This window comes from Arthrobacter sp. MSA 4-2 (genome assembly GCF_016405885.1).
In the GTDB taxonomy this organism is placed as follows: Bacteria; Actinomycetota; Actinomycetes; order Actinomycetales; family Micrococcaceae; genus Arthrobacter_D.
Genome location: NZ_JAEKGC010000013.1, coordinates 25385 through 50938, shown reverse-complemented (window position 1 = coordinate 50938; position 25554 = coordinate 25385). Strand labels below are relative to the sequence as shown.

The window sequence follows — 25554 nt, the reverse complement described above, 5'->3', positions numbered from 1 at the left end:
CCCACCCCGGGCTCCGCAGGCGTGTTAGGCGCGGTCCCCCGACAGGGCGCCCAGGGCGTACTCGAGGTCCAGCGGGTAGGGACTCACGGCTAGGACCGGCTCGCCGGTGCGCGGATTCTCGAAGCCCAGGCGGTGCGCGTGGAGCCACTGACGGGTCAGGCCGAGCTCCGCCGCAAGCCGCGGGTCGGCGCCGTAGGTGAGATCGCCCACGCACGGGTGGCGCAGCGCCGAGAAGTGGACGCGGATCTGGTGGGTGCGGCCGGTCTCAAGGTGGACCTCGACGAGGCTGGCCCGGCCGAAGGCCTCGAGGACCTCGTAGTGGGTGATCGAGGGCCGCCCGTCCTCAAGCACGGCGAACCGCCAGTCGTGGGCCGGGTGGCGCCCGATGGGCGCGTCGATGGTTCCCTCGAGCGGGTCGGGCAGGCCCTGCACGACGGCGTGGTAGACCTTGTCCACGGTGCGCTCCTTGAAGGCCCGCTTCAGGGCCGTGTAGGCCCTTTCGGTCTTGGCGACGACCATGGCCCCGGAGGTGCCGACGTCGAGCCGGTGCACGATACCGGCCCGTTCGGGGGCGCCGGAGGTGGAGATCCGGTAGCCGGCCGCGGCCAGGGCGCCCACCACGGTGGGGCCCACCCAGCCCGGGGAGGGGTGGGCGGCGACGCCGACGGGCTTGTCGATGACCACGAAGTCCTCGTCATCGACGAGGATGCCCATGCCTTCGACGGCCTCGGGGATCACCCGCAGCGGGTCGGCGGCATCGGGGACCATTACGAGCAATTCGGTGCCGGACTGCACCCGGTCGGCCTTGGCCAGGACCGCGCCGCCGCGGCTGACCCTGCCGTCGGCGCACCAGGCGGCGGCCACCGACCGGGAGACCCCGGCCAGCTGCGCCAGCGCGGCGTCGGTGCGGGATCCGCCGAGGTCCTCGGGCACGGTGAAGGCGGTCGGGGTGCCCACGTCGGAGGTCCCGCTCACGAGGCGTTGCCGTCCGGCCGGGGCGTGTCCGGGCCGGTTCCGGCGGCCCTGTCCGCGGCAGGGCTTTCCCCGGCAGAGCTGTCCCCTGCAGCGCTGTCCCCTGCAGCGCTCTCGCTGCTGCGCCGCCCGTCCATGCCGATACCGCGCAGGGTCATCAGGCACACCAGGATGACTCCGCTGACGACGGCGGAGTCGGCGATGTTGAAGATCGCGAAGTTGGGCAGGGCGATGAAGTCGACGACGTGACCCTGCCCGAAGGACGGTTCACGGAAGAGGCGGTCGGTGAGGTTGCCCAGCGCGCCGCCGAGCACGAGCCCCAGGGCGGCAGCCCAGCCCCAGGAGGCGACCTTGCGGATCTGGGTCAGGATGGCCAGGGAGACCAGGGCCTGGATGATGGTGAAGACCCACGTGACATTGGTGCCGATCGAGAAGGCCGCCCCGGGGTTCCGGATGAAGTGCCAGTTCAGCAGCGGAGGTAGCACCGGCGTGACCTGGCCCTCGGTCATGGTGGAGACCACCCAGGCCTTGGTGACCTGGTCAAGGACGTAGGCGGCGAGCATGCAGACCAGCAGCAGGACGGCGTACCGGGCCCGGACCCGCTTGCTGTGCCCGGGCCCATCGGTCCGTTTCGTTTCCGCGGGGGTTTGCTCTGCCGGTGGATTCTCGCTCATAACGCTTTCATGCCGGGTGCATACGCTTCCGCACGGCGGCAGAGGTATGGAACAGGTGGATCGGACTGTCGTGGGACGACTCCTCAAGGGTACGGCAAAGGCCGGCCCCTTTTCCGGGGCCGGCCTCAATCCGGTACTGCGCTGCGGTGCCGTGCCGGGCACCTCTGCGCGGTGCGCCCGAGGGGCTTTTAGGCGTCGGCCGTCTCCGAGGCCACCGACCCGCGGGAGTCGAGGTCGCGCAGCTGGCCCTCGATGTAGGCCTTGAGGCGTGAGCGGTAGTCGCGCTCGAAGCTGCGGAGCTGTTCGACCTTGCGCTCCAGCACGCTCTTCTGCTGCTCGAGGGCACCGAGGACCTTGCGGCTCTTGTCCTGGGCGTCGTTGACGAGGCTGCTTGCCTCGATCTGCGCTTCGGCGATGATCTTGTCGCGCTGCTCCACGCCCGCGTTGACGTACTCGTCGTGAAGCTTCTGGGCCATGGCGAGGACGCCGGCCGCGGACTCGGCGCTGGCAGCCGCGGGAACGGCTGCGGGCGAGACGGTCTCGACGCGGGGCTCGGGCTTTGCGGGCTCGGGCCGCTTCTCCTCCTCGCGGACAACTTCGGTCTTGGTGCTGGCGGCAACCGGGGCGGGGACCGTCCCGGTTGAGGCGGTGCCTGCAGGAGCGTCCGAGAGCCGGCGGCGCAGCTCCTCGTTCTCCTGGTTCAGACGGCGCAGTTCGACGACGATCTCGTCGAGGAAGTCATCCACCTCGTCCTGGTCGTAGCCCTCGCGGAACTTCGTCGGCTGGAACCTCTTATTGACAACATCTTCTGGCGTCAGGGCCATCTGGTCACCTCGTAGTGTTAAAGACCTGCCTGCCCGGGGGCGGACCTGCCTGCGGTACCGAATTGTGGACGTGAAAAACTGGATTCACATCAGAATGTGATTCAGCTTATATCTATTGGGACTCGAAAACTAAACCGGGCCTATGTCGTGGCGAAACCCCGTGACACACCCATTAGGATCACCACGGCGAAAAACAACACAAGAAAAGCCAGGTCGAGGGAAACTCCCCCAATTCGCAGCGGCGGAATCACGCGACGCAAAGCTTTGATCGGCGGATCGGTCACTGCATAAATACCGGAAGCAACGACCAGCGCGATTTTCTGGGGACGCCAGCTACGGGCGAAAATCTGGACGGCGTCGTAAATAATCCTGATGATCAGCGCAAGCTGGAACAACATCAGAACGAGGTAAATCAGGGCAAATACCAAACTCACGGAGCGGTTCCAGTCCTTAGGGCCTTACAGGGGGCGGCAGGCACGGACAGCCGGCCGGCTTCAGCTCTGGTTGAAGAAGCTGGTCTGAGCTTCGCTGGCCTTCTGGTCCTCACCCAGAACTTCAATATACGACGGCGAGAGCAGGAACACCTTATTGGTGACCCTTTCGATGCTTCCGTGCAGGCCGAAGACCAGGCCCGCGGAGAAGTCGACGAGGCGCTTGGCATCGGATTCGCCCATATCGGTGACGTTCATGATGACCGGGATACCGTCGCGGAAACTCTCGCCGATCAGCTTCGCATCGTTGTAGGAGCGGGGGTGGACGGTGGTGATCTGCCGCAGGGCGGAATCGTCACGGGTCGACTGGACGCGCTTGATCGGTGTCACCGGGGCCCGGTACTCCTCGCTGGGGACGCTTCGTGGGACGGGGGCGGGTTCGGGACGGCGTTCGTCACGGTCATAATCCACTGCGTAATCCTCGTTCCTGCTGTGGGCGCTCTTCGCCTCGGGCTCGTAGTGCTCGTCACCATCGGCGAGCCCAAGGTAAATCATTGTCTTGCGCAGTGCGCCAGCCATGGTAACTCCTGTCATTGAGAGAGTGGATAATTTGCTTCGTCCCGGTGCCGAAACCGCGCCCTGCGGGTTCCACTGCCGTCCCGGTGCAGACGCTACCGCAACGGTGGGCGGGGACCGAGTACATCTGAGCCAATCCGCAGGTGTGTCGCGCCCGCCTGGATGGCGGCCTCGAGGTCCCCGCTCATGCCGGCCGAGATGGCCGACGCGCCGGGGTGGTCCACCCGCAGGTCCGCGGAGATGCCGGCCAGGCGCTGGAAGGCGGCCAGCGGGTCGGCGCCCAGCGGCGCCACCGCCATGACGCCCTCAAGATGCAGCCCCTGCGCCCCGGCGAGCCGGGCGGCGATCTCCGGGACCTCCGATGCCGCTGCCCCTCCCCGTCCGCCGGCGCGGGCGTTCGGGTCGAGGCTGACCTGGATGAAGCAGCCCAGGTCGGGCCGCGGCGGAAGGCCGGCGCCGGAGCGGCGTACGGCCTCGGCGCCGGCGGCCTTCGCCAGCGCCTCCGCCACCGACGGCCGGTCCACGGAGTGCACCGCGGCGGCGTAGCGGACCACCGAGCGGGCCTTGTTGCTCTGCAGCTGGCCGATGAAGTGCCAGCGCAGGTCGAGGTCGGCGGTCTCGGCGGCCTTCGCGGCGGCCTCCTGGTCCCGGTTCTCGCCCAGGTCCCGCACGCCGAGGCCGGAGAGCAGCCGCACGTCCGCGGCGGGAAAGAACTTCGTCACCACGATCAGCTCGGGCGCGTCGGTCCGTCCGGCGGCGGCGCAGGCCGCCGCGATCCTTCCCCGTACCGATTCCAGCCGTTCCGCGAGTTCCTGCCGGCGCGCGGAGGCGTCCGCCGTCCCGTCCGTGGCGCTCACGTGCGCCAGACCAGGCCGGCGAGCCGGCCGGCACCGGGTTCCCTGCGGTGGGAGAACAGCCGGGGGTTTTCGAGGGTGCACGCCGACGATCCCGACGGCACCGCCGCCACGTCGACGCCGGCATCGAGCAGCTGCTGCCGCACCGCGGCCGGCAGGTCCAGCGCCGGGGTGCCGTGCCGTGTCTGCGCGTAGGAGGCCGGTACGGCGGCCGCAACCTCCTCCCTCATTTCCGCCGGCACCTCGTAGCAGCGCCCGCACACTGAGGGGCCGATCCAGGCGGTGAGCTCCCGGGCGCCGTGGGCGCGCAGGCCCGCGACGGCGTTGGGTACGATGCCGGTCAGCACGCCCCGGCGTCCGGCATGGACGACGCCGGTCGCCGGGCCGGAGCGGTCGGCAAGGACAACGGGGACGCAGTCCGCCACGAGCACGGCCAGCGCCTGGCTGCCGTCGGGGCTGAGCAGGGCATCGGCCTCCGGCGGGCTCCAGCGGGGGGACCCGGCCGGCACCTCGGCCACCGTACTCGAATGCACCTGGGTCATGAACCGCAGGGAACCGGGGGCCACGCCCATCGCCGTCTCCACCCGTGCCCGGTTACCGGCCGCCGTCGAGGGCCGCCCAAGGTTGAGTGCGAGGTTGCCGGCGGCGGAATCGGTAAAGGCGGCGTGCAGCCCGGGCTGCACGCCGCCTTGCCAAAAGAACATCCGCAGGAGGTCCCGGTTACTTCAGGAAGTCGGGCACGTCGAGGTCGTCCGAGCGGCCCGAGGAGAGGTCCGGCTCCACCACGGCGGGCAGGTCGACGTCGAAGCCGGCATCGGCCGGCACCGTGTTGGACTGGGAGAAGCGCTGCTGGGACCACGCACCGAGGCCCGCGGAGGCCGGAGCGGCGGCACGGGCGGTGTCGCCCCCGCCGACCGTCGGGGCCGCAGCGGGCTTCACCGCGGGCACTGCGGGCTGGGACGTCGCATCGACCTGGTCGAACCCTGCCGCGATGACCGTGACGCGGGCCTCGTCGCCGAGGGCGTCGTCGATGACCGCACCGAAGATGATGTTCGCCTCCGGGTGGGCGACCTCCTGGACGAGCCGGGCCGCCTCGTTGATTTCGAAGAGGCCGAGGTCGGAGCCGCCCTGGATGGACAGCAGCACGCCGTGCGCGCCGTCGATCGAGGCCTCGAGCAGCGGCGAGGCGATGGCGAGTTCGGCGGCCTTCACGGCGCGGTCCTCGCCGCGCGCGGAGCCGATGCCCATGAGGGCCGAGCCCGCACCCTGCATGACCGACTTGACGTCGGCGAAGTCGAGGTTGATCAGGCCGGGGGTGGTGATCAGGTCGGTGATGCCCTGGACGCCGGAGAGCAGCACCTGGTCGGCCGAGCGGAACGCGTCGAGCATTGAGACGTTGCGGTCGCTGATCGAAAGCAGGCGGTCGTTCGGGATGACGATGAGGGTGTCGACCTCGTCGCGCAGGGTGTCGATGCCCGACTCGGCCTGATTGGACCGGCGGCGGCCCTCGAAGGTGAACGGCCGGGTGACGACGCCGATGGTCAGCGCGCCGAGCGAGCGGGCGATGCGTGCCACGACGGGCGCACCGCCGGTGCCCGTGCCGCCGCCCTCACCGGCGGTGACGAAGACCATGTCGGCCCCGCGCAGCACCTCTTCGATCTCCTCGGAGTGGTCCTCGGCCGCCCTGCGGCCGACCTCCGGGTCGGCGCCGGCGCCGAGCCCGCGCGTCAGTTCCCGTCCGACGTCGAGCTTCACGTCGGCGTCGCTCATCAGCAGCGCCTGTGCGTCGGTGTTGATGGCGATGAACTCCACCCCACGGAGTCCCACCTCGATCATCCGGTTGATGGCGTTTACGCCGCCCCCGCCGATGCCGACGACCTTGATGACGGCCAAGTAATTCTGCGGTGCTGCCACGTCCTGTGTCCCTTGTTCGAATCTGTGCGCTGTTGTCTGGGGTTACACCCGGCCGGAACCGGCTTCAACCTTCACCCGGCATAACGTTAACTCTCAGGTTGAGGGTTAATGTTATGTCAAGTAACTTCTATCTGAGACGCTATGGGCACCGGGAGTCTTCTGCAATGACCGGTGCCGCGTGTCGCCTTGTTTCTTTGAAATCCCGCTCACCGGGTGACCGGACGGTCGGGGGTGCTGACGTCATATTCCTTCACCGGTGGATCCGATGCCGGGACCTTCAGCAGGGCCGAGAGGACCCTCGCCTTGGCGGTGTTGCGCTCCGCACTCCCCCAGAAGATTCTCTGGTTGCCGGTCAGCGAAAGCGAAACCGAGTCCACGCTTCGGGCGGAGGCGTGGTTGAGGCGGGACAGGATGTCCGGGGGCAGGTCGGCCAGCACCGCGGTGATCGAGCGGAAAACCTCCGAATTGACCGCCTCCGTCCCGCCGTCGATCAGCGGAAGCTTCACCGCCTTCCGGTCCGCGACGGTCTTGAGCTGCCGGCCCTCCGAGTCGATCAGAATGAACTGCTTGTCCTTCTGCACGATGGCCACCGGCACCCGTTCGCGGATGGTGACCACGAGGGTTGACGGCGGCTCGGCCGCCACGCGCACCGCCTCGATGGGCGCCTTGTCCCGCAGGAGGCCTTCGACCTTGTCGTCCGGGAGCCGGGTGAGCGAGGTGCCAAGGAGCGGCTTGAGCGCCGTGGTGACCTCCTCGGTGGAAACGAGCGTGTTGCCCTCGACCCGCAGGTGCTTCAGCGCCAGGACCGGAGAGAAGATCAGGTACGCGAGCAGGCCGCCCACCACCAGGACCAGGCCTGGGAGGGTCCACAGCAGCACCCGCCGCCGGCGCCGGGCCGGCGGTTCAGGGAATTCAAGGACCGTCGCTCCGGCCGGCTCCGCGTCCTCCCGGGGCAGCACGGAGACCTTGCCCGAGTTGGCCCGCCCACCGGCGGCGGCACCGGTCCCGGCGCCGGCCGGACCGGATGGCTTCCTAGGCTTCATCGTCCGCCGTTCCGGTGCCTTCCCGGGCACGGAGGGCCTCGACCAGCCCGGAGGCAAGGTGCGTGACGTCCCCGGCGCCGACGGTGAGGATGATGTCACCGGCGGAGGCGCGGGCGGCCACCTCACGGACGGCGGCCTGCTGATCCTGAACGTATCCCCCGGGCCGGGCGAGCTTCGCGGCGATCAGGTCGCTGGTGACGCCCGGGATCGGGTCCTCGCGGGCGGGGTAGATGGGCAGCAGCGTCGCCGAGTCCGCCGATGCGAGGGCGGCGGCGAACCCGTCGGCGAACTCCCGCGTCCGGGAGAAGAGGTGGGGCTGGAACAGCACGTGCACCGCATGCCCGGCAGCGACGGTGCGGGCCGCCGCCAGGGCCGCGGCGACTTCCGTGGGGTGGTGGGCGTAGTCGTCGAAGACCCGCACCCCGGCGCCCTCGCCGCGGGCCTCGAAGCGCCGGGCTGCCCCGGAGAACGAGGCGAGGCCCTCGGCGGCGACCGCCGGGTCCACGCCGAGTTCGAGGCCGACGGTGAACGCCGCCGCGGCGTTGAGGATATTGTGGGCCCCCGGCACGCTCAGCTGGAGTTCCTGCTGGGCGTCGAGTCCGTCGACGGCGAAGGAGAGCACGCTGTTGGAGGTGCTGCCCAGCGCTCGGGTGGAGCCCAGCTGGATGTCGGCGGTCGGCGAGTACCCGTAGGTGCGCACCCGGCGGGTGGCGGCGGCGGCGGCGGCCAGGGCGGCCGCTCCGGGATCGTCGGCGCAGGCGACGAGTACGCCGTCCTCGGGCAGGAGCCCGACGAACTGTTCGAAAACCGCGGTGACGGCGGCAGCCGTGCCGTAGTGGTCGAGGTGGTCCGCTTCGACGTTGGTCACCACGGCGATCTGCGGGCTGTAGTTCAGGAATGAGCCGTCCGATTCGTCGGCTTCCGCAACGAACACGTCGCCGCCGGACCAGCGCGCGTTGACTCCGAGGGCCGCGACGTCGCCGCCGATGGCGAAGGAGGGATCGCGCCCGGCCGCCTGCAGCAGCACGGTGATCATCGCCGTCGTCGTGGTCTTTCCGTGGGTTCCGGCGACGGCGATGACCAGCTGGCCGGCCATGGCCGCGGCGAGGGCCTCGGAGCGGTGCTGGATGGTGATGCCGCGGTGGCGCGCCTCGAGCAGTTCGGGGTTGTCCGGCCGGATGGCCGAGGAGATGACGACCTGGCCGGCGCCGGTGACGTTCTCGGCCCGGTGGCCGACGTGGACCTCGGCGCCGAGGGCGGCAAGGGCCTTCAGGGCCTTGGAGTCCGCGGCGTCCGAGCCGGACACGGGGATGCCCTGGCCGAGCAGGACCCGGGCGACAGCCGACATGCCGGCGCCGCCGAGGCCGATGAAGTGGACGCGTCCGGCGGTTGGGCCGCCCGGCCGAGGCTCGGGGACGGATTCCTGCGGGATGCCGGTCATGAGGAGGCTCCTGCCGCGTCGAGGACGAGTTTGGCCATCGTCCGGTCGGCGTCGCGGATGCCCTGCGCCGCGGCGGCAGAGGCCATCCGCTCAAGGGCCTCGGGGTCCTTCAGCAGGGCGAGGGCCTCCGAGCTCAGCCGCGCCGGTGTGAGGTCGGAATCGGAGATCAGCACCGCTCCCCCGTCGGCGGTGAGGGCTGCGGCGTTGAGGGCCTGCTCGCCGTTGCCATGGGCGAGCGGAACGAGGATCGAGGGCAGCCCGACGGCGCTGATCTCGCAGACGGTGGCGGCACCGGCCCGGGCCACGAGCAGGTCGGCCGCGGCGTACACGGCCTCCATGTCGTCGACGTACTCGAGCTGGTGGTAGCCCGGCAGCGTGAGCGGGGAGCCGTCGCCGGCCGTGATGGTCTTGCCCCGGCCGGTGATGTGGAGGATCTGGATCCCCTCGCCGCACAGGCCGGGGGCGGCCGCGGCGGCTGCGCGGTTGATGCTCAGGGCCCCGGAGGAGCCGCCGGTGATGATGAGGGTCGGGCGTGCCGGGTCGAGTCCGAGCGCGCGCCGGGCGGACTCGCGTGCGGTTGCCCGGTCAAGTCCGGCGATGGCGCGGCGCATGGGCATGCCCACCCACTGGGCCTTGGGCAGCCGGGTGTCCCGGAACGCCACGGCGACGGTCCCGGCGATGCGGGCGCCCAGCCGGTTGGCGATACCGGGGCGGGCATTGGCCTCGTGGATGACCAGGGGCACGCGCCGCAGGAACGCCGCGAGGTACAGCGGCGCGGCGACGTAGCCGCCCACGCCGACGACCACCGAGGGCCGAACCGTATCGAGAATGCGCAGCGCCTGCCGGACGGCGGCGGCCAGGCGGTAGGGCAGCTTCACCAGGTCGGTGGAGGGCCGGCGGGGCAGCGGCACCCGGTCGATGGTCTCCAGGGCATAGCCGGCGGCCGGCACGAGCCGGGTCTCCATTCCGGACTCGGTCCCGACGGCGGTGATCCGGGCGCCGGGGGCGAGGTCGGTGATGGCGTCGGCGATGGCCAGCAGGGGGCTGATGTGGCCGGCGGTGCCGCCGCCGGCCAGGACGACGGACACGGGTGTCGGGGGGTTCATGATGCTGCGTTTTCGCTTTCGGTCTTGATGAAGGTCGCGGGCATCCGCCGGGCGAAGGAGAGCAGGACGCCCACCGCGGCGAGGGTGAAGGTCAGCGCCGACCCGCCGTAGGAGATGAAGGGCAGGGGGACGCCGATCACCGGCAGCAGGCCGGTCACCATGCCGACGTTGACGAAGGCCTGGCCGATCAGCCACACCAGGATGGACCCCATCAGGATACGCACGAAGGGGTCGCTGTAGCGCATGGCGACCTGGATGGTGGCCACCGCGAGAATTCCGAACAGGGCGACAACGACGATGGCGCCGACGAGGCCGAACTCCTCGCCGATGATGGCGAAGATGAAGTCGTTGTGCGCCTCGGGGATCCAGTTCCATTTCTGGCGGCTCTGTCCGATGCCCACGCCGAACCATCCGCCCGAGGCCATGGCGAACAGGCCGTTGTCCGACTGCAGGCACAGGTCGGCGCCGTCCTCGCAGTTCAGCCGCAGCCAGGCGCTGATGCGCCCGCCCCGGTTGGCGCTGGTGGCCACCATGAGGGTTCCGACGAGCGCTATGCCGACGCCGGCGAGGAGGAACATCTTCAGCGGTGCCCCGGCGAAGAACAGGGCCGCGGCGGCGATCATCATCAGGATCATGCCGGTGCCGAGGTCGCCGCCGAGCAGCACCAGGCCGATGGGCAGCCCGCCCAGGGGCAGGGCGGGAATCAAGGCGTGCTTCCAGTCCCGGATCAGCCCCTTCTTGCGCTCGAGGACCGTGGCGAACCACAGGGCGAGGGCGAGTTTGGCCGGCTCGGAGGGCTGGAAGGACTGGCTGCCGATCATGATCCAGTTCTTATTGCCGTTGATGCTGACGCCGATGACGAGCACCAGGATCAACAGCACCACCGCCACGCCTAGTCCGGGCCAGGCCAGGGCCTTGTAGAGCCGGGGCCCGAAGCGGGCAAGGATGAACATCAGCACCAAGCCGGCGCCGGCCCACACCGCCTGCTTCAGGAAGAGGTCGAACTCCTCCTTGCCCTCGGAGATCGCCTCAACGGAGGACGCCGAGAGCACCATGAGCAGGCCGATGGCCGTCAGGGCGAGGGCTGACCCGAGGATCAGGTAGTAGCTCGAGCCGCTGGGGCTGCGGTCGGTTCCCTCGAGGAAGCGCCAGCCCCGCGCCGCGGCTGCCCGAATCCCGCGGCGCGGTGCCGGGGCGGTGGAGCCGGTGGTCTGCGTCGTGCCGCTGGCACGCCCGGCCGGTGATCCGGCGGCTCGGCCGGCCGCTGCGCCGGCGGCGCGGGCGGCCGCGGGCCTGCGCCCGGGGTGCCGGGTGGGGGTGGTAACCATCTAGAGCTCCTTAGCGGTTGGTGCCTGCCCCTCCACCAGCGCTCGAACCGCCGTGGCAAAGGCATCACCCCGGTGGGCGTATGAGGAGAACTGATCCATTGAGGCGGCGGCCGGTGCGAGCAGGACGGTGTCGCCCTCCCCGGCGAGGCGGGCCGCCTCGGAGACCGCCCATTCCATCACCTGCGGACCCTCTCCCCCGCCCTCGGGGTGTCCGTTTCCAGTGTGACTGGTGTGCCAGCTGATGATGGGCACATCGGGAGCGTGTCGGTGCAGGGCCTCCTGCAGTGCCGTGCTGCCCGCCCCGATCAGCACCACGGCCCGCAGGCGGGCGGCGTGGGTGCGGACGAGGTCGTCGTAGGCGACGCCCTTGGAGAGGCCCCCGGCGATCCAGACCACCGAGGTGAAGGCGGCCAGGGAGGCCGAGGCGGCGTGCGGATTGGTGGCCTTGGAGTCGTTGATCCAGAGCACGCCCCCGGCGGAGGCGATGGCCTCGATGCGGTGCGCGCCCGGGGCGTAGGTGCGGATCCCCTCACGGACGGCGGCCGGAGAGATGCCCGCGGCCCGCACCAGGGCGGCGGCGGCCAGCGCGTTGGCCACAAGGTGGCGCGGCACGACGTCCCCGAGTTCACGGACCGACGCCAGTTCGGCGGCCGAGTCCCTGCGCTGTTCGATGAAGGCCCGGTCAACGAGGAGGTCCTCGACGACGCCCATCATGCTCACCGCGGGCGTACCGGTGGTGAAGCCGACCGCCCGGCAGCCTTCGATCACGTCGGCTTCCTCGACCATCACCTCGGTCTCGTGCTGTTCGGCGTTGTAGATGCAGGCGACCCGGGTGCGATCGTAGATCTTGGCCTTCGCCGCGGCGTAGGCCTCGTAGCTGCCGTGCCAGTCGACGTGGTCCTCGGCGATGTTGAGGCACACGCTCGCCAGCGCGGAGATGGACTCGCTCCAGTGGAGCTGAAAGCTGGAGAGCTCCACGGCGAGGAAGTCGAACCCCTGCGGGTCGCGGATCACATCGAGGATGGGCGTGCCGACGTTCCCGGCGGCCACGGCGCGCTTCCCGGCCGCGAGCAGCATCGACTCGGTCAGGCCGACCGTGGTCGTCTTGCCGTTCGTGCCGGTGATCGTGAGCCATTCGGCGGTGGGCCGGCCTTCGCGGATGCGCACCCGCCAGGCCAGCTCGACGTCGCCCCAGATGGGGATGCCCGCACCGGCGGCGGCCGCCAGCAGTGGCTGGGCCGGGCTCCACCCGGGCGAGGCGATGATCAGCTCCGGCGCCTGCCCATCGACCAGCGGGATGCCGGTGGTGGAGTCGGCGCCGAGGAGCACCTCGCGGACGCCGACGATCCGCAGCGTGTCTGCCTTGGCCCGGTTGTCCTCCGAGTCGGAGCCGTCGACGACGACCACGGCCGCGCCGAGCTCAACAAGGGTGTCGGCGGCGGAGAAGCCCGAGGCGCCGATGCCGGCGACGACGACGCGCAGCCCCCGCCAGTCGGCATCCCAGCTCGTCAGCCCTGCCAGCCGTCCGGCCGCATCCGATTCCGAAATGTCCGTCAACCCACTACCCAATCCGCATAGAAAATACCGAGTGCCACGGCCACGAAGAGGCCGCCGAGGATCCAGAACCGCACCACGACCGTGACCTCCTGCCAGCCCTTCAGCTCGAAGTGGTGCTGCAGCGGCGCCATCTTGAAGACGCGCTTTCCGCCGGTCGCCTTGAAGTAGCCGACCTGGATGATCACCGAGAGGGTGATCATCACGAACAGGCCCGCCATGACCACGAGCAGGAGCTGGGTCCGGGAGAGGATCGCGAAGCCGGCGATCGCGCCGCCGATCGCGAGGGAGCCGGTGTCGCCCATGAAGATCTTCGCCGGCGAGGTATTCCACCAGAGGAAGCCGACCAGCGCGCCGGCCATCGATCCGGCGATGAGCGCCAGGTCCAGCGGGTCGCGCACCTCGTAGCAGACATTCACGGGGACCTGCAGGGAGCCGCAGCTCTGGTTGGACTGCCAGATACCCATCAGCATGTACGCGGCGAAGACGAGGATGGAGGCGCCCGCGGCGAGCCCGTCGAGCCCGTCGGCGAGGTTCACCCCGTTGGTGGCGGCGGTCATGATCAGGTTCGACCACAGAACGAACAGAATGGCCCCGACCAGCGTGCCCGCGAATGCGAGGTCCACCGAGGTGTCCCGCAGGAAGGAGATGGCCGTCGAAGCCGGCGTGCGGCCCTGCTCGTCCGGGAACTGGAGGGCCAGCACTGCGAAGAGGATACCGACGAAACTCTGCCCGGCGATCTTCGCGCCGGCGCTGAGCCCGAGGCTGCGCTGCTTGGAGATCTTGATGTAGTCGTCGAAGAAACCGACGGCACCCATCCCGGCCGTCACCAGCAGCAGGAGCAGTCCCGAGACACTCGGCCCGGTCGAGGCGCCGAGCAGCGCCATCACGCCGTGGGTGAGGAAGTAGGCGAGCAGCACCGAGCCGACGATCACCGCGCCGCCCATGGTGGGGGTGCCGCGCTTGGTGTGGTGCGCCGTCGGGCCGTCGTCGCGGATGAACTGGCCGTAGCTCTTCCGGACCAGGAGTTTGATGAATAGTGGAGTGCCGACAAGTGCGAAGAACAGCGCCGACGCCGAACCGATCAGGAGGGCGATCACGGCTGCGGGCTCCTTCGTGGGGCAGTGCCGTCCGGGCTGGCGGCCGGAGGCTGGATGGGATGCGCTGGCACTGGATCCGGCGAGCCGGCAGCATCAGGGAGCAATGCTATCCGATCTCCCAGGAACCTCAGGCCCGCCCCGTTGGAGGACTTGAACAGCACAATGTCACCGGGCCGCAGCTCGGCCCGGAGCAGCCGTTCGGCCGCCTCGGCATCGGGCACCTGCTGAATCTCGTCGCCCCAGGAGCCTTCGAGCAGGGCGCCGTTGAACAGGGCGCGGACGTTGTCGCCGCCGACGACGACGAGCTTGGAAATGTTGAGCCGCACGACGACCCGGCCGAGGAGGTCGTGCTCCTCGATGGAGGACTCCCCCAGCTCGAGCATTTCGCCCAGTACGGCCCACGTGCGGCGCCGGCCGGCTCCGAGTTCGGCCAGGGTGCGCAGGGCCGCCCGCATCGACTCTGGGTTGGCGTTGTAGGCGTCGTTGATGACGGTGACCCCGTCGGCCCGCTCGGTGAGCTCCATCCGCCAGCGGCTCTTCGCGGCCTGGGTGCGCAGCGCTGAGGCAATGCGCTCCCCGGGCACGCCGAGGGCCCAGCCCACGGAGGCAGCCGCGAGCAGGTTGGCCGTGTGGTGGAGGCCCAGCAGCGGGGACACCACCGGGCGGGAGGTCCCGTCGGGGATCACGAGGTCGAAGGCGGGGTGGCCCTCGGGCGTCGTGGTGCTCCCGGCCGCGGTGAGGATGTCGCCGTCGGCGGCCCCGAAGTCCCCGGAGGAGGTGAAGTAGACGCGCCGGGCGCTGGTGCGCGAGCGCATGGCCAGCACCCGCTCATCGTCGGCGTTGATCACGGCCGTCGCTCCGGGACCCAGGGCGGCGAACAGCTCGCCCTTGGCGCGGGCAATGGCCTCCACCCCGCCGAACTCGCCCACGTGGGCGGACCCGACGCCGAGCACGACACCGATGTCCGGCTGAACCATGTCCGCAAGGTAGGTGATGTTGCCGGCCTTAGTTGCACCCATTTCAATGATGAGGTAGCGCGTTCCGTAGTCGGCGCGGAACACCGTCAGCGGCACCCCGACCTCGCCGTTGTAGGACCCGGTGGGCGCCACGGTGGGGCCTTCGGTGCCCAGCAGGCCGGCCAGGAGATCCTTGGTGGTGGTCTTCCCTGCCGACCCGGTGATGCCCACGACGGTCAGCGGCCCGCTGGCGCGGAGCCGGCGCACGGATTCGGCGGCGAGGACCCCCATGGCGAGCACGGCGTCGGGCACGATCACGGCGGGCAGGTCGGATCCGTCGGCTCCGCTGACTGGGCGCTCGGCGAGGGCCAGGACGGCGCCGGCGGCGAAGGCCTGGGCAGCGTAGTCGTGGCCGTCGGTGACCTCGCCGGGTTTGGCGATGAACAGCCCCCCCGGGAGGACCTCGCGCGAGTCGGTGGCCGCGGAGGTGACGGTGAGGGTGGGGTTTCGGCTGGCGCCCTGTGAAAGGTGGCCGCCGGTGAGTGCCGCGATGTCGGCTGCGCTGAATTCAATCATGACGGTCTAGGACTCTATCGCCACAGGCGTGCGCACAGAGAATCCGTGCCTTGTCAACGAGGCGGCGAGCTCCACGCGGTCGTCGAGGGCGTGGTTCACCCCCTTGATCTCCTGCCAGACCTCGTGGCCGCGGCCCGCGACCAGGACGGTGTCCTGCTCCCCCGCCATCGCCACGGCCGCCTCGATGGCTTCCGCCCGGGGAAACACCTCGAGCACCTCGCAGGCAAGGTTCTCGGCCCGCACCGCGGCCAGCGCGCCGTCGAGGACACCGCGCCGGATCTGCGCTTCGTCCTCGTCGTGCGGGTCGTCGTCGGTGACGATGACCACGTCGGCGAGCCGCGCCGCGGCCGCCCCCATGATAGGCCGCTTGGTCTCATCGCGTTGTCCGGTGGCGCCGAAGACGATGATGACCCGGGAGCCCGGATCGGGGCGCCGCACCGCGGCGAGGGTCCGCACCAGCGCGTCGGGGTTGTGGGCGAAGTCCACGATGCCTGTCGGGGCGTCGCTGATGAGCTGCATCCGCCCGGGTACCTGCACCGTGAAGGGATCGTGTGCGGCGGCGGCCCGCTGCAGGTCCTCCGGGTCCACCCCGGAGGCAAGCACCATCACCGCGGCGAGGGCCGCGTTGGAGACGTTGAACGTGCCCGGAAGGCCCGTGGACAGCGCCAGGTCCGTCCCGCCGGGCCCGCGCAGGGTGAACCGGTGGCCGAGGCCCGCCGGTTCGATCGCCTCGACCGTCCAGTCCGCGGGTGCACCGGACGGCGCGTCCGGGTCCGTGCGCAGGGTCACCACCGGACCGGTGGCGGCCGCGGCCATCCGCGTACCCCACTCGTCGTCGACGGTGACCACGCCGACGCGGGAGCGTTCGGCGCCGAAGAGGGAGGCCTTGACAGCGAAGTAGGACTCCATGTCGCCGTGCAGGTCGAGGTGGTCCTGGGTGAGGTTGGTGAAACCGGCGACGTCGAACACCACGCCGTCGACCCGTCCGTATTCGAGGGCGTGGGAGGAGACCTCCATGGCGGCCGCGCCGAGTCCGCGTTCGCGCATCAGGGCCAGGAGGGAGTGGACCTGCGGCGATTCGGGAGTGGTGAGGGTGCTCGGGATGGCTTCGGCCCCGGCGAGGATCTCGATGGTGCCGATCAGCCCCGTGGTGCGGCCCAGGGCCCGCAGGAGGGCGTTGATGAAGTAGGTGGTGGTGGTCTTGCCGTTGGTGCCGGTCACCCCGAAGAGCACCGGCCGCGCCGCCTCGGCGGGCTGGCTGGCGAACACGGCGGCCGACAGCGGGCCGACGAGCATCCGCGGACGCTCCGCCACGAGGACGGGGAGCGCGGAGGGGTTGGACCCCGCCCCGATCAAGGCGGCGCCTTCGGCGTCCGTCAGCACGGCGACGGCCCCGCCGGCGGCTGCCTGCGCGGTGAACTCGGCCCCGTGGCGCTGCGCGCCGGGCACGGCGATGTAGAGGTCGCCGGGCGCGGCGGCCCGGGAGTCCACGGCCACTCCAGTCACATGCAGGGAGGCCACCGCCGAATCCCGCACCGGCGCCCCGTCCACGGTGATGGCGGGCAGGGCGGCGTCGAGCCCGCCCAGGGCAGCGGCAAGGGACACCGGCTGGACATGCCGGGGCCTCATTCCAAGGCCTGCGGCGCTTGGAGGGGTGTTGATTGACACGGAGCTTTTACTTTCGGATCAGTACTCGACGGGGTAGGCCTCGGGCTTACCCGTCGAAGGTGGAACGTTCGATGCGTTGAGGACCTGCTTCATCACCTTTTGGAACGACTCGCCCGGCACCAGGTAGTAGAGGTCGCCCTGCGGACGCTGCAGGGTCACCACCACAACATATTCGGGGTCCTCGATCGGGGCGATCCCGGCATACGACAGAGTGTAGCCGTCGTATCCGCCGTTGGGCCCGGGTGCTTCAGCCGTGCCGGTCTTCGAACCGACCCGGTACTGCTCGAGGGCGCCGGACTTGCCCGAGCCTTCGACCGTGACCGTCTCAAGGAGCTTCTGCAGCTTCTTGGCCGTCGGTTCCGAGACGACCTCGGTTCCCTCCCCCTGGGGCACCTTGTGCTCGGTGCCGTCCGGGCCGATGTAGGAATCGATCAGCCGGGGCGGGAGCCGGACGCCGTCATTGGCGACCGTCTGGAACACCATGGCGGTGTGAAGGGCGGTCTGGGCCAGGCCCTGTCCGAAGAGGACCGTGTACTGCTGGCGGTCGTCCCAGGTTTCGGGCTTGGACAGGAGGCCGCGGGTTTCGCCGTTGAGCCCCGTGTTCAGCTCCTCGCCGATCCCGAACTTCTTCAACCAGTCGTAGCGCTGCTGCTTGGTCAGCTGCTCACCGATCTTCACGGTGCCGGTGTTGAGCGACTTGGCGAAGATGCCGGCCACCGTGCGGCGCTCCTCGCCGTGCGCGTAGGCATCCTTGAAGGTCTGGTTCCCCACGGTGTACAGCGGGGGGATCTCGAACCGGGTGGTCGGCTCAATGATCCCTTCCTCAAGGCCGGCGGCAAGCGTGATCAGCTTGGTGGTCGAGCCGGGCTCGAAGGCCGCGGTCACCGACAGCGGGTTGCGGAACTCCGGCGGGGTGGCCCCGGGGTTGTTGGGGTCCGGCGTCGTCGATTCGGCGAGGGCCTTGATGGCTCCGGTCTTGGCTTCGACGACGACGATATTGCCCCAGTCGGCGTTGTAGTCCTTCACCTGCGAGGCGATGGTCTGCTGGGCGAACCACTGGAGGTCCTGGTCGATCGTGAGCCGCACGGACTGGCCGTCCTTGGCGGGCACGTCCTCATTGGTGGCGTAGGGGATGCGGATCCCGTCGCCGCCGATCTCATAGGTCTTGCTGCCGGCCTTGCCGGTGAGCTTGTCGGTCAGGGACAGCTCGAGGCCCTCGCGGGGCTTCCCGTCCGGGCCGACGTAGCCGATGATCGACCCGGCCACCGAGCCGGCCGGGTACGTGCGTACGCTGGTCTTGTCCGCGTACACGCCCGGCAGGCCGACGGCCAGGGCGCGGTTCTTGACCTCGGGGGTGACGGTGCGGGCCACGTAGTTGAAGCTCTTGTCCCCCTGGATGGAGGCGCGCAGGGTTTCGGCGTCGATGCCGAGCACGGCGGAGAGTTCCTGGAAGCCCTGCTCGATCGGCAGGTCAAGCTCCCGCTCGCCCAACTCCTCGTTGTACCGGTCGAAGGTTTCGCCGCCGCTGAGCCGCTGGTCGACGACGATGTCGAAACGTTCGACGCTGCGGGCGAAGTACTTCCCGTTGGCGTCAAGGATGGACCCGCGCACCGGCTGCACCGCGGTGGTGGTGAGCCGCTTGGACAGCCCGGCCTGGGCCAGCCCGTTCAGGTCGAGGGCCTGCAGCTGGAACAGCCGGACGCCGAGGACCAGCAGCAGGACCAGGACGAAGGCGAGCCCGACGCGCAGGCGCCGTGATCCGAGCGCTACGCGGAGGGCGTCCTGGCTGCCGGGTTTGGGGTGTGCCACGTGGGGTCCTTGGTGGTCGCGGGGAGTTTCTGGGCGGGGGCCCGGCGGGGCCGGGGTTCCTAGCGGGAGCTGGGGAGCTGTGCGGGACCGGGGATGGTACCGCCGGCGGGGCGCTCGGGTGCCGCACCCTGCCCGGGCGCATTGCGTGCCTGCTCCGGCAGCTCGACGGCCGGCCCCCGGGGCGCGGGAGCCTCTGCGGCCTGCCCTTCGGCGGCCTCGGCCGGCGCCGGGGCGGGCGCGGCCTCGGCGGGTGCCGGGGCTGGCTCCGGCTCCGCGGCGGCCTCCGGTGCCGCGGGCGGGGCGGGAACGGGGGCATCCTGGGCCGTGACGACCTCGGGTGCGGCAATGAGCGCCTCGGGGGCGCTGCCTTCCTTGGCCGGCTCGGGGGTGCCGGTGACCTTGACTGTCTCAAGGTCGATGGAGCCGAACGTCGGGGAGGACACCATGCCGAGCTTTGTCGCCGCGGCCGCCAGGTTCTGGGGCGCGCCGCGGTCCTCGAGTCGCTGGACGAGGGCTTCGTTCTCCTGGCTCAGCGCCACCTGCTGCCCGCGGAGCTGAACCAGCTCGTACTGGGTGCTCGAGACGGAGATGTTAAGGATCAGCACGGCCACCAGCGCGGCGACCAGCAGTGCGCAGCTGAACACGGCGAAGGGCACGCGGCGGCGCGAAGCGCGCGCCGGAACCACCGAGAGCGGTGTCCGGGGACGCTGGGGCGTTCCGGGCGAGGGCCTTCCACGGCGGACGGGATGAGAGGCAAGGGCGCTGCTGCCGGAAGTCGCGGGTGGCCGGGTGTGCGCACTCAATGCCTGGCTCATGTTGTTTTCCTGTCCTTGGGACCTCGTGTGATTTTTTCGACAGCCCTGAGCTTCGCCGACGCCGCCCTGGGGTTTTCCCGTATCTCCTGCTCCGTCGGGGCCTCGGTGCCCCGGGTGAGAAGTCGGAGATATGGCTTGTGCTCCTCGAGTTCGACGGGGAACCCGACCGGAGCCGAAGACTTGCTTCCGGCCGCGAAGGCACTCTTCACGATCCGGTCCTCGAGGGAGTGGTAGGACAGCGCGACGATCCGGCCACCGACATTCAGGGCGTCAATCGCGGCCGGCACGGCCCGTTCGAGCACCGTCAGCTCTTCATTGACCTCGATCCGCAGCGCCTGGAAGGTGCGCTTCGCGGGATGGCCGCCGGTGCGGGCGGCCGAGGCCGGCACGACCGAACGGATGACTTCGACGAGCCGGCCCGTGGTCGTGATGGGAGCGGCGGCGCGTGCCTCGACGATGGCGGAGGAGATCCGTCCGGCGAACTTCTCCTCGCCCCAGGTGCGGATGATCCGCAGGAGGTCCTCGCGGGAGTAGGTGTTGACGATCGTGGCGGCGGTGGCCCCGCGGCTGGTGTCCATCCGCATGTCGAGCGGCGCGTCGTAGGAGTAGGCGAATCCCCTCTCGCGTTCGTCGAGCTGCAGCGAGGAGACCCCGAGGTCGAAGAGGACGGCGTCGACGCCGGGAATCCCGAGATCGGCAAGGGCCTCACCGATCTCGTCGTAGACGGCGTGGACGAGGTCGAGCCGGTCGTCGAACCGGCTGAGGCGGGCACCGGCGAGGCTCAGCGCCTGGGGATCGCGGTCAATGCCCACGAGGTGCGCCGTGGGGAAGGCCTCGAGCATGGTTTCGGAGTGCCCGCCCATTCCGAGGGTCGCATCGACGATGACCGGCCGGCGGCCTGCCTCGGCGGCGGCCTCGACGGCGGGAGCCAGGAGGGTGACAGAGCGTTCGCGCAGAACCGGGATGTGCCGATCGCCGGTCGGGCGCTCATCGCTCATGCACTGACTCCTTCCTGAGTGTGGCTGTCCACCCGCACCACCTAAGCGGTGTTGGTGCGGGTGGTTGGTACGAATGGTCCACGCGTCGGGAGGTGTCCTTGAATCAGATCCCCATCCGGCCGGCCGTCCGTCCGCCTGGCTCCGGGGAAGTGAAGCCAGGTGAATCAAGGCGTCCGGCGGCTGGAGATCTCATCCAAGAAATTCACGCCGCAATGGTTTTGTGCAGTTGTTCCGGACCGGGCGGTCTGGTCTTTTCGGTGGTTCCGGCCGGGTGGCCGGTGCCGCCTAGAAGATTCCCGGCAGTCCCTCGTCATCCGTTTCGGAGAAGGCTGTTTCCTTCTCTTCCAGATAGCTGTTCCAGGCTTCCGCGTCCCAGATCTCGGCCCGGCTTCCCGCACCGATCACTGCGAGCTCTCGGTCCAATCCGGCATACGAGCGAAGCGCGGGCGGAATGGTTATCCGGCCCTGCTTATCCGGCACTTCATCTGAAGCCCCGGAGAGGAAAACCCGAATGTAATCCCGTGCCTGACGGGAAGAAATCGGAGCCGACCTCATTTGCTCGTGAACCTTTTCGAATTCGCTCTGGCTAAAAACGTAAATGCAACGTTCCTGCCCCCTGGTCAACACCAAACCGGACGAGAGTTCCTCCCGGAACTTCGCCGGCAGGATCAACCTGCCCTTCTCATCGAGACGGGGGGTATGGGTCCCGAGGAACATCCCCCACCGCCTGTTCTGACTCGGGCGAAGGCCGGTTCGTTACCGATTCGCTCTTATATTCCCCACTTTACTCCACAACGCTCCACAGTCAATCCACCGACACCACCAGTCCCTCCACTTTTATTTCGGGCGCGCCGGAAGCATTTTTGGTACGCATGTGAAAGCGCCGCAGCACCCTGGCGGGGTGGGGCGGAAGGCCGGCAGGCTTCGGGGTGCGGGCTCGGGACGCACGCCGGCCGGGGCCTTAAATCACGAAAGACCCGCAGGTGCGGGTCTTTCGGAAAGTTCAGTTCGGAGCTGGTCGGCTCACCGGGGGCGGGCCGTTAAGGGCGGGCTCAGGGTTGATCCCGCTTCCGCTCCTCCCACTTATCTTCGAGGCTGCTCATGAAGCCGCTCCTGCCGGCGGAGGCAGGTTTGGAAGGGAGCCCCGCGGTGTGTCCTGTCTCGACGGTCTTAGCCTTCGTCGTCGCGAAGTAGACGCCGGCGCCCATGATGATGAAGCCGGCCACCCCCACCACGATGAGCTGGGATCCGATGCCCGCAAGCAGGACCAGGATTCCAGCGATGGTGACAAGCGAGCCGATGACGAGCCTTCGGGTCGACATCGACCGGCGTGTACTTGACGCCATCGAGTGTGCGAATTTCGGATCGTCGGCGTGAAGCTGCTGTTCGAGCTGATCGAGCAACCTCTGCTCGTGTTCCGAGAGTGCCATCACGGCCTCCTTGATGTAAGTGCCAACGTTCCTTCATCCAACCAACGAGTCCGGCCCCGGGATGGTTCCCGGCTGGGCCCGCCGTTCCGGTCCGCGCCGCGCGGCCGTGGGGGCTGCGCGGCGCGGATGCCGGAGATCGATTGACCTACACCAAGAGTAGTTCTCACCACGGTAACTTGAAAGTCACAATGTAGCGTTACCGGGCGGATTTCCGCGCCGGGCCGTGCGGGGCGCCGGAGGGCCCAGCAGACCCGCCGGCCGCACCCCGGCGGCGCCGAATTTCCGGTTCACGGCATCGAGGGCAACCTCGGCTGTCCGCCAGTTGTCATCCTGCCTGTCGATCGTCAGCTGGTGGGCCCCCGCTCCGCCAGATCCGAGCTGTTCGGCCCGCAGCCCGATCAGCCGCACGGCCAGGGGACGCTCGCCGAGCGCGGTCAGCAGCGCCGTCGCTGCGCCGTAGATCGCGTGGGCGCTGTCGACGGGCTCGGCCAGTTTCTTTGAACGGGTCAGGGTTGAGAAGTCGGCATAGCGGAGCTTGAGGGAAACGCCCTGGGCAGACAGGCCCGCCGCGCGCAGCCGGGTGGCGGTCCGGTGGGCAAGCCGCAGGAGTTCCCGGTGCAGGACGGCGGTGTCGGTGACATCCTGCGCGAAGGTCTCCTCCGCCCCGATGCTCTTCTCGGCGCGGGAGACAACGACCTTCCGCGGATCCCTGCCCCAGGCCAGTTCGTGGACGTGCCGGCCGGAGGTGCCGAGGAGCTTGGTGAGCGCCGAGACCGGGGTGGAGGCGAGGTCCTCCACCGTCCGGATGCCCAGGCGGGCAAGGGTCTCCTGGGTCTTGGCGCCCACTCCCCACAGCACGGAGACCGGCTGGGCGTGGAGGAAGGCGACGGTGTCGCTGCCTGGCACCAGCAGGAGTCCATCGGGCTTGGACTGGGTCGAGGCGATCTTCGCGACGAATTTGGTGGTGGCGGCCCCCACGCTCGCCGTGATGCCGAGGCTCCTGCTGATCTCCGCGCGGATCTGCTCCCCGATCTCCCGGGGATGTCCCAGCCGGCGCGTGGCTCCGGCGACGTCGAGGAAGGCCTCATCGACGCTGAGCTGTTCAACCAGCGGGGTGACCGATCGGAAGATCTCCATCACCGCCGCCGACACCTCCGCATAGCGGTCGTGGTGGGGTTCGAGGATCACCGCCGCCGGGCAGCGGCGCATCGCCACGGCCATCGGCATGGCGGAGCGGACGCCGAACCGGCGGGCTTCGTAGGAGGCAGACAGGACGACCGAGCGGCCCGACGGGCTGCCGACGATGACCGGCACGCCCCGGAGTTCGGGCCGGCTCATCAGTTCGACCGATACATAGAAGGCGTCCATGTCGATGTGCAGGATGGTGCACTCCGCGCCGACCGGCAGCTGGTCCCGAGTCCCGTTCACCACGGAGCCATCGTATCCGAGGTCCCCGACACCGCAGGCCGGGCCCGGCCCCGGCTGGGGGGCCCGGCCGAGGGGGTTTAGAGTTGGATCCGTTCACGCCTGCCTAGCCGTACGGGGAATCCATGCAGTCCGCCACCCGACCCGCCGACCCGGACAACCGCCTCACTGACTCGGTCCGCCGGGACCAGGGCGCCTTCCTCTCGTCCATGTCCGAGGAAACCGGAGCGTTCCTCGCAGCGCAGGAGGAAATCCTCGCGGAGATCTCCCCCGAGTCACTGTCACTGCTGTCCGCCATCCGCGGGCTGACGTCCGGGGGAAAACGGATCCGCGCCCTTCTCTGCTTCTGGGGCTGGCGTGCCGCCGGCGGAACGGGCGACCTGCAGCCGGTGGCAAGGGCGGGAGCGGCGCTCGAGTTCTTCCAGGCCGCGGCCCTGATGCACGACGACGTGATCGACCGGTCGGAGACACGCCGCGGAGCCCCTAGCATCCACCGGCAGTTCCGGCAGCAGCACCTGGACGCCGGGTGGCACCTCGACGCCGACCGTTTCGGTACGTCGTCGGCGATCCTCGCCGGGGATCTGTGCCTTGCCTTCAGCGAAGAGCTGTTCACCGGGGCGTGCGTCGGGGCCGGGGCGTCCTCCGCGCGGGCCATCTTCAACCGGATGCGCACCGAGGTCATGGCCGGCCAGTACCTCGACCTCCTCGAGGAGGCAGTGGGGCCGGACCTGCCGCCGGCGACCGCGGCCGATCGTGCCCTCAACATCCTCCGGTACAAGTCGGCGAAGTATTCGATCGAGCGCCCGGTGATGCTCGGCGGCGCGCTGGCCGGGGCGGACGCGGCCACGCTCGCGCGGTTCTCCGCATTTGCGCTGCCGCTCGGCGAGGCCTTCCAGCTGCGCGACGACGTGCTCGGGGTCTTCGGCGACCCGGCGGTGACCGGGAAGCCTGCCGGAGACGACCTCCGGGAAGGCAAGCGGACCTACCTCATTGCCCGCGCGCTGGCCGGCAGCGGCCCGCATGACCAGGGCGTGCTCAACTCGCTGCTGGGCGATCCGGCGCTTGACGACGAAGGGGTCTCTCGGCTGCGCGGGCTCATCACCGCCAGCGGGGCCCTGCGGGATACCGAGAAGCTGATCCAGGACCGTTCGGCCGAAGCCTTCGCTGCCCTTGGTGTCCTTGAGACCGATGAGGTGTCGGCGGCGGCCCTGGGGCTCCTTGCGGAAGCGGCAGTGACCCGGACCTTCTGACCGTCCGGCACCGTCCAGCACCGCCCGGCCCGTGCGCCGTGCGGACCCTCAGGCGCACGGCGTACGCGCCGGCCGGCGCCCGGAGGACGGCTGCCTGCCCGACGCCGTCCACCCCGCGCCGTCTACAAGGCGCTGCCTACAGGCTCCGTCTACGAGCTCCGTCTAGCCGGCGCCGTCTACGGGCTCTGTCTACCGGTCGCTGTCTACCAGGCTGCGGCCTGGGCCCGGCGCCGAATCTCGGTCTTGCGGCCTTCGCGGAGGGCGTCGATGGGACGGCCCGGCAGCGAGTCGTCCTCGGTGTAGAGCCAGCGGATGATGTCCTCATCCTCGAACCCGGAGTCTGAGAGGACCACGACGGTGCCCTTGAGGCTGTCGAGGACCGCCCCGTCGACCAGGAATTCCTCAGGGACGCTCCGGATCCTCCGGTCGGTGATCCTCAGGGCGACCAGGGCACGCTCATCGAGCAGCGCATGGACCTTCGTGATGGGGACGCCAAGCAGTTCGGCGACCTCGGGGAGATTTCTCCAGTGGGGCACAAGTTCTTCGATTTCAGTCACCTTCTAAGGGTGCCACGACCCGGCGCACACGCTCTACCCGCCGCCTGCAGGGGAACCGACACGCCGGACGGGCTCCTGATGTGGAGTTCCCACCTGTTGTGATACGCCCGCCATCGTGTACATTCACTACAGTCACACATGTAACTGGAGTCACAGAAGACCCATTGCTTAACATTGCACCTTGGCTTGCCGGGACAGGAGAACGATCGCTCCCGGCAGTCCGACGACCGTGCGGCCCCGGCCGCCCATAGAT

At 69.6% G+C, this 25554-nt stretch carries 24 protein-coding genes; 1 reads left to right on the top strand and 23 read right to left on the bottom strand.

Annotated elements, in window-relative coordinates; all coding sequences use genetic code 11:
- Positions 1 to 24: 24 nt before the first annotated feature.
- The 22 genes from I6N91_RS14285 to dinB form a co-directional block, all read right to left on the bottom strand.
- Positions 25 to 975, bottom strand: coding sequence for an RluA family pseudouridine synthase (locus tag I6N91_RS14285; protein ID WP_307843367.1), 951 nt, complete (start codon positions 973 to 975; stop codon positions 25 to 27).
- A complete protein-coding gene (gene lspA, locus I6N91_RS14280; protein WP_198813699.1) occupies positions 972 to 1646 on the bottom strand; it encodes a signal peptidase II in 675 nt (224 codons plus the stop codon). Before lspA ends, I6N91_RS14285 begins: the two co-directional genes overlap by 4 nt.
- A 188-nt stretch (positions 1647 to 1834) precedes the next feature.
- A complete protein-coding gene (locus I6N91_RS14275) occupies positions 1835 to 2470 on the bottom strand; it encodes a DivIVA domain-containing protein (protein ID WP_198813697.1) in 636 nt (211 codons plus the stop codon).
- 140 nt (positions 2471 to 2610) lie between these two features.
- Positions 2611 to 2904, bottom strand: coding sequence for a YggT family protein (locus I6N91_RS14270; protein WP_198813695.1), 294 nt, complete (start codon positions 2902 to 2904; stop codon positions 2611 to 2613).
- A 60-nt stretch (positions 2905 to 2964) separates the two neighbouring features.
- Positions 2965 to 3480 (bottom strand): cell division protein SepF, encoded by a 516-nt coding sequence (locus I6N91_RS14265; protein ID WP_120169685.1) that lies wholly within the window; start codon positions 3478 to 3480, stop codon positions 2965 to 2967.
- Between the two features lie 92 nt (positions 3481 to 3572).
- Positions 3573 to 4343 (bottom strand): YggS family pyridoxal phosphate-dependent enzyme, encoded by a 771-nt coding sequence (locus I6N91_RS14260; RefSeq protein WP_198813767.1) that lies wholly within the window; start codon positions 4341 to 4343, stop codon positions 3573 to 3575.
- Positions 4331 to 5035 carry a peptidoglycan editing factor PgeF gene (pgeF, locus tag I6N91_RS14255; RefSeq protein WP_198813693.1) on the bottom strand — a complete coding sequence of 235 codons (705 nt, stop codon included), beginning with the start codon at positions 5033 to 5035 and terminating at the stop codon, positions 4331 to 4333. Before pgeF ends, I6N91_RS14260 begins: the two co-directional genes overlap by 13 nt.
- Before the next feature lie 16 nt (positions 5036 to 5051).
- Positions 5052 to 6245 (bottom strand): cell division protein FtsZ, encoded by a 1194-nt coding sequence (gene ftsZ, locus I6N91_RS14250; RefSeq protein WP_198813692.1) that lies wholly within the window; start codon positions 6243 to 6245, stop codon positions 5052 to 5054.
- Positions 6246 to 6451: 206 nt separating this feature from the next.
- A complete protein-coding gene (locus I6N91_RS14245) occupies positions 6452 to 7288 on the bottom strand; it encodes a cell division protein FtsQ/DivIB (RefSeq protein ID WP_198813691.1) in 837 nt (278 codons plus the stop codon).
- Positions 7278 to 8729 (bottom strand): UDP-N-acetylmuramate--L-alanine ligase, encoded by a 1452-nt coding sequence (gene murC, locus I6N91_RS14240; protein WP_198813690.1) that lies wholly within the window; start codon positions 8727 to 8729, stop codon positions 7278 to 7280. The genes I6N91_RS14245 and murC overlap by 11 nt, the downstream gene beginning before the upstream one ends.
- Complete coding sequence (gene murG, locus I6N91_RS14235; protein WP_198813689.1) at positions 8726 to 9835, bottom strand: undecaprenyldiphospho-muramoylpentapeptide beta-N-acetylglucosaminyltransferase; 1110 nt, start codon at positions 9833 to 9835, stop codon at positions 8726 to 8728. Before murG ends, murC begins: the two co-directional genes overlap by 4 nt.
- Entirely contained in the window at positions 9832 to 11163 is a 1332-nt protein-coding gene (gene ftsW / locus I6N91_RS14230) for a putative lipid II flippase FtsW (RefSeq protein ID WP_198813688.1), read from the bottom strand. Before ftsW ends, murG begins: the two co-directional genes overlap by 4 nt.
- Positions 11164 to 12720: a UDP-N-acetylmuramoyl-L-alanine--D-glutamate ligase gene (gene murD, locus I6N91_RS14225; protein WP_233091872.1), complete on the bottom strand. Its 1557-nt coding sequence runs from the start codon at positions 12718 to 12720 to the stop codon at positions 11164 to 11166. It abuts the gene before it with no gap.
- Complete coding sequence (gene mraY, locus I6N91_RS14220) at positions 12717 to 13817, bottom strand: phospho-N-acetylmuramoyl-pentapeptide-transferase (RefSeq protein ID WP_120169699.1); 1101 nt, start codon at positions 13815 to 13817, stop codon at positions 12717 to 12719. Before mraY ends, murD begins: the two co-directional genes overlap by 4 nt.
- Positions 13814 to 15349, bottom strand: a complete 1536-nt coding sequence (gene murF, locus I6N91_RS14215) for a UDP-N-acetylmuramoyl-tripeptide--D-alanyl-D-alanine ligase (RefSeq protein ID WP_198813687.1) — start codon at positions 15347 to 15349, stop codon at positions 13814 to 13816. Before murF ends, mraY begins: the two co-directional genes overlap by 4 nt.
- Before the next feature lie 6 nt (positions 15350 to 15355).
- Positions 15356 to 16978 carry a UDP-N-acetylmuramoyl-L-alanyl-D-glutamate--2,6-diaminopimelate ligase gene (locus I6N91_RS14210; protein ID WP_198813765.1) on the bottom strand — a complete coding sequence of 541 codons (1623 nt, stop codon included), beginning with the start codon at positions 16976 to 16978 and terminating at the stop codon, positions 15356 to 15358.
- 57 nt (positions 16979 to 17035) lie between these two features.
- Positions 17036 to 18826: a penicillin-binding protein 2 gene (locus I6N91_RS14205; RefSeq protein WP_198813686.1), complete on the bottom strand. Its 1791-nt coding sequence runs from the start codon at positions 18824 to 18826 to the stop codon at positions 17036 to 17038.
- 59 nt (positions 18827 to 18885) lie between these two features.
- Positions 18886 to 19641: a hypothetical protein gene (locus tag I6N91_RS14200; protein ID WP_198813684.1), complete on the bottom strand. Its 756-nt coding sequence runs from the start codon at positions 19639 to 19641 to the stop codon at positions 18886 to 18888.
- A complete protein-coding gene (rsmH, locus tag I6N91_RS14195; protein WP_198813682.1) occupies positions 19638 to 20639 on the bottom strand; it encodes a 16S rRNA (cytosine(1402)-N(4))-methyltransferase RsmH in 1002 nt (333 codons plus the stop codon). The genes I6N91_RS14200 and rsmH overlap by 4 nt, the downstream gene beginning before the upstream one ends.
- A 285-nt stretch (positions 20640 to 20924) precedes the next feature.
- Complete coding sequence (gene mraZ / locus I6N91_RS14190) at positions 20925 to 21356, bottom strand: division/cell wall cluster transcriptional repressor MraZ (RefSeq protein WP_133404868.1); 432 nt, start codon at positions 21354 to 21356, stop codon at positions 20925 to 20927.
- Positions 21357 to 21691: 335 nt separating this feature from the next.
- A complete protein-coding gene (locus I6N91_RS14185) occupies positions 21692 to 22069 on the bottom strand; it encodes a DUF3040 domain-containing protein (protein WP_120169713.1) in 378 nt (125 codons plus the stop codon).
- A gap of 183 nt (positions 22070 to 22252) precedes the next feature.
- Positions 22253 to 23500, bottom strand: coding sequence for a DNA polymerase IV (gene dinB, locus I6N91_RS14180; protein WP_307843366.1), 1248 nt, complete (start codon positions 23498 to 23500; stop codon positions 22253 to 22255).
- Positions 23501 to 23619: 119 nt separating this feature from the next.
- Here dinB and I6N91_RS14175 point away from each other — a divergent pair, with 119 nt between their 5' ends.
- Positions 23620 to 24744 (top strand): polyprenyl synthetase family protein, encoded by a 1125-nt coding sequence (locus tag I6N91_RS14175; RefSeq protein WP_198813680.1) that lies wholly within the window; start codon positions 23620 to 23622, stop codon positions 24742 to 24744.
- A gap of 203 nt (positions 24745 to 24947) precedes the next feature.
- On the opposite strand, the gene I6N91_RS14170 is transcribed toward I6N91_RS14175, so the two are convergent.
- A complete protein-coding gene (locus I6N91_RS14170; protein WP_198813678.1) occupies positions 24948 to 25301 on the bottom strand; it encodes an Rv2175c family DNA-binding protein in 354 nt (117 codons plus the stop codon).
- Positions 25302 to 25554: the final 253 nt, after the last annotated feature.

Bases quoted from the DNA above. Each gene is read 5' to 3' on its own strand.
- lspA (WP_198813699.1), bottom strand. From the start codon at position 1,646: ATGAGCGAGAATCCACCGGCAGAGCAAACCCCCGCGGAAACGAAACGG.
- I6N91_RS14275 (WP_198813697.1), bottom strand. From the start codon at position 2,470: ATGGCCCTGACGCCAGAAGATGTTGTCAATAAGAGGTTCCAGCCGACG.
- I6N91_RS14265 (WP_120169685.1), bottom strand. From the start codon at position 3,480: ATGGCTGGCGCACTGCGCAAGACAATGATTTACCTTGGGCTCGCCGAT.
- pgeF (WP_198813693.1), bottom strand. From the start codon at position 5,035: ATGTTCTTTTGGCAAGGCGGCGTGCAGCCCGGGCTGCACGCCGCCTTT.
- I6N91_RS14245 (WP_198813691.1), bottom strand. From the start codon at position 7,288: ATGAAGCCTAGGAAGCCATCCGGTCCGGCCGGCGCCGGGACCGGTGCC.
- murC (WP_198813690.1), bottom strand. From the start codon at position 8,729: ATGACCGGCATCCCGCAGGAATCCGTCCCCGAGCCTCGGCCGGGCGGC.
- murG (WP_198813689.1), bottom strand. From the start codon at position 9,835: ATGAACCCCCCGACACCCGTGTCCGTCGTCCTGGCCGGCGGCGGCACC.
- ftsW (WP_198813688.1), bottom strand. From the start codon at position 11,163: ATGGTTACCACCCCCACCCGGCACCCCGGGCGCAGGCCCGCGGCCGCC.
- murF (WP_198813687.1), bottom strand. From the start codon at position 15,349: ATGATTGAATTCAGCGCAGCCGACATCGCGGCACTCACCGGCGGCCAC.
- I6N91_RS14210 (WP_198813765.1), bottom strand. From the start codon at position 16,978: ATGAGGCCCCGGCATGTCCAGCCGGTGTCCCTTGCCGCTGCCCTGGGC.
- I6N91_RS14200 (WP_198813684.1), bottom strand. From the start codon at position 19,641: ATGAGCCAGGCATTGAGTGCGCACACCCGGCCACCCGCGACTTCCGGC.
- rsmH (WP_198813682.1), bottom strand. From the start codon at position 20,639: ATGAGCGATGAGCGCCCGACCGGCGATCGGCACATCCCGGTTCTGCGC.
- mraZ (WP_133404868.1), bottom strand. From the start codon at position 21,356: ATGTTCCTCGGGACCCATACCCCCCGTCTCGATGAGAAGGGCAGGTTG.
- I6N91_RS14185 (WP_120169713.1), bottom strand. From the start codon at position 22,069: ATGGCACTCTCGGAACACGAGCAGAGGTTGCTCGATCAGCTCGAACAG.
- I6N91_RS14175 (WP_198813680.1), top strand. From the start codon at position 23,620: ATGCAGTCCGCCACCCGACCCGCCGACCCGGACAACCGCCTCACTGAC.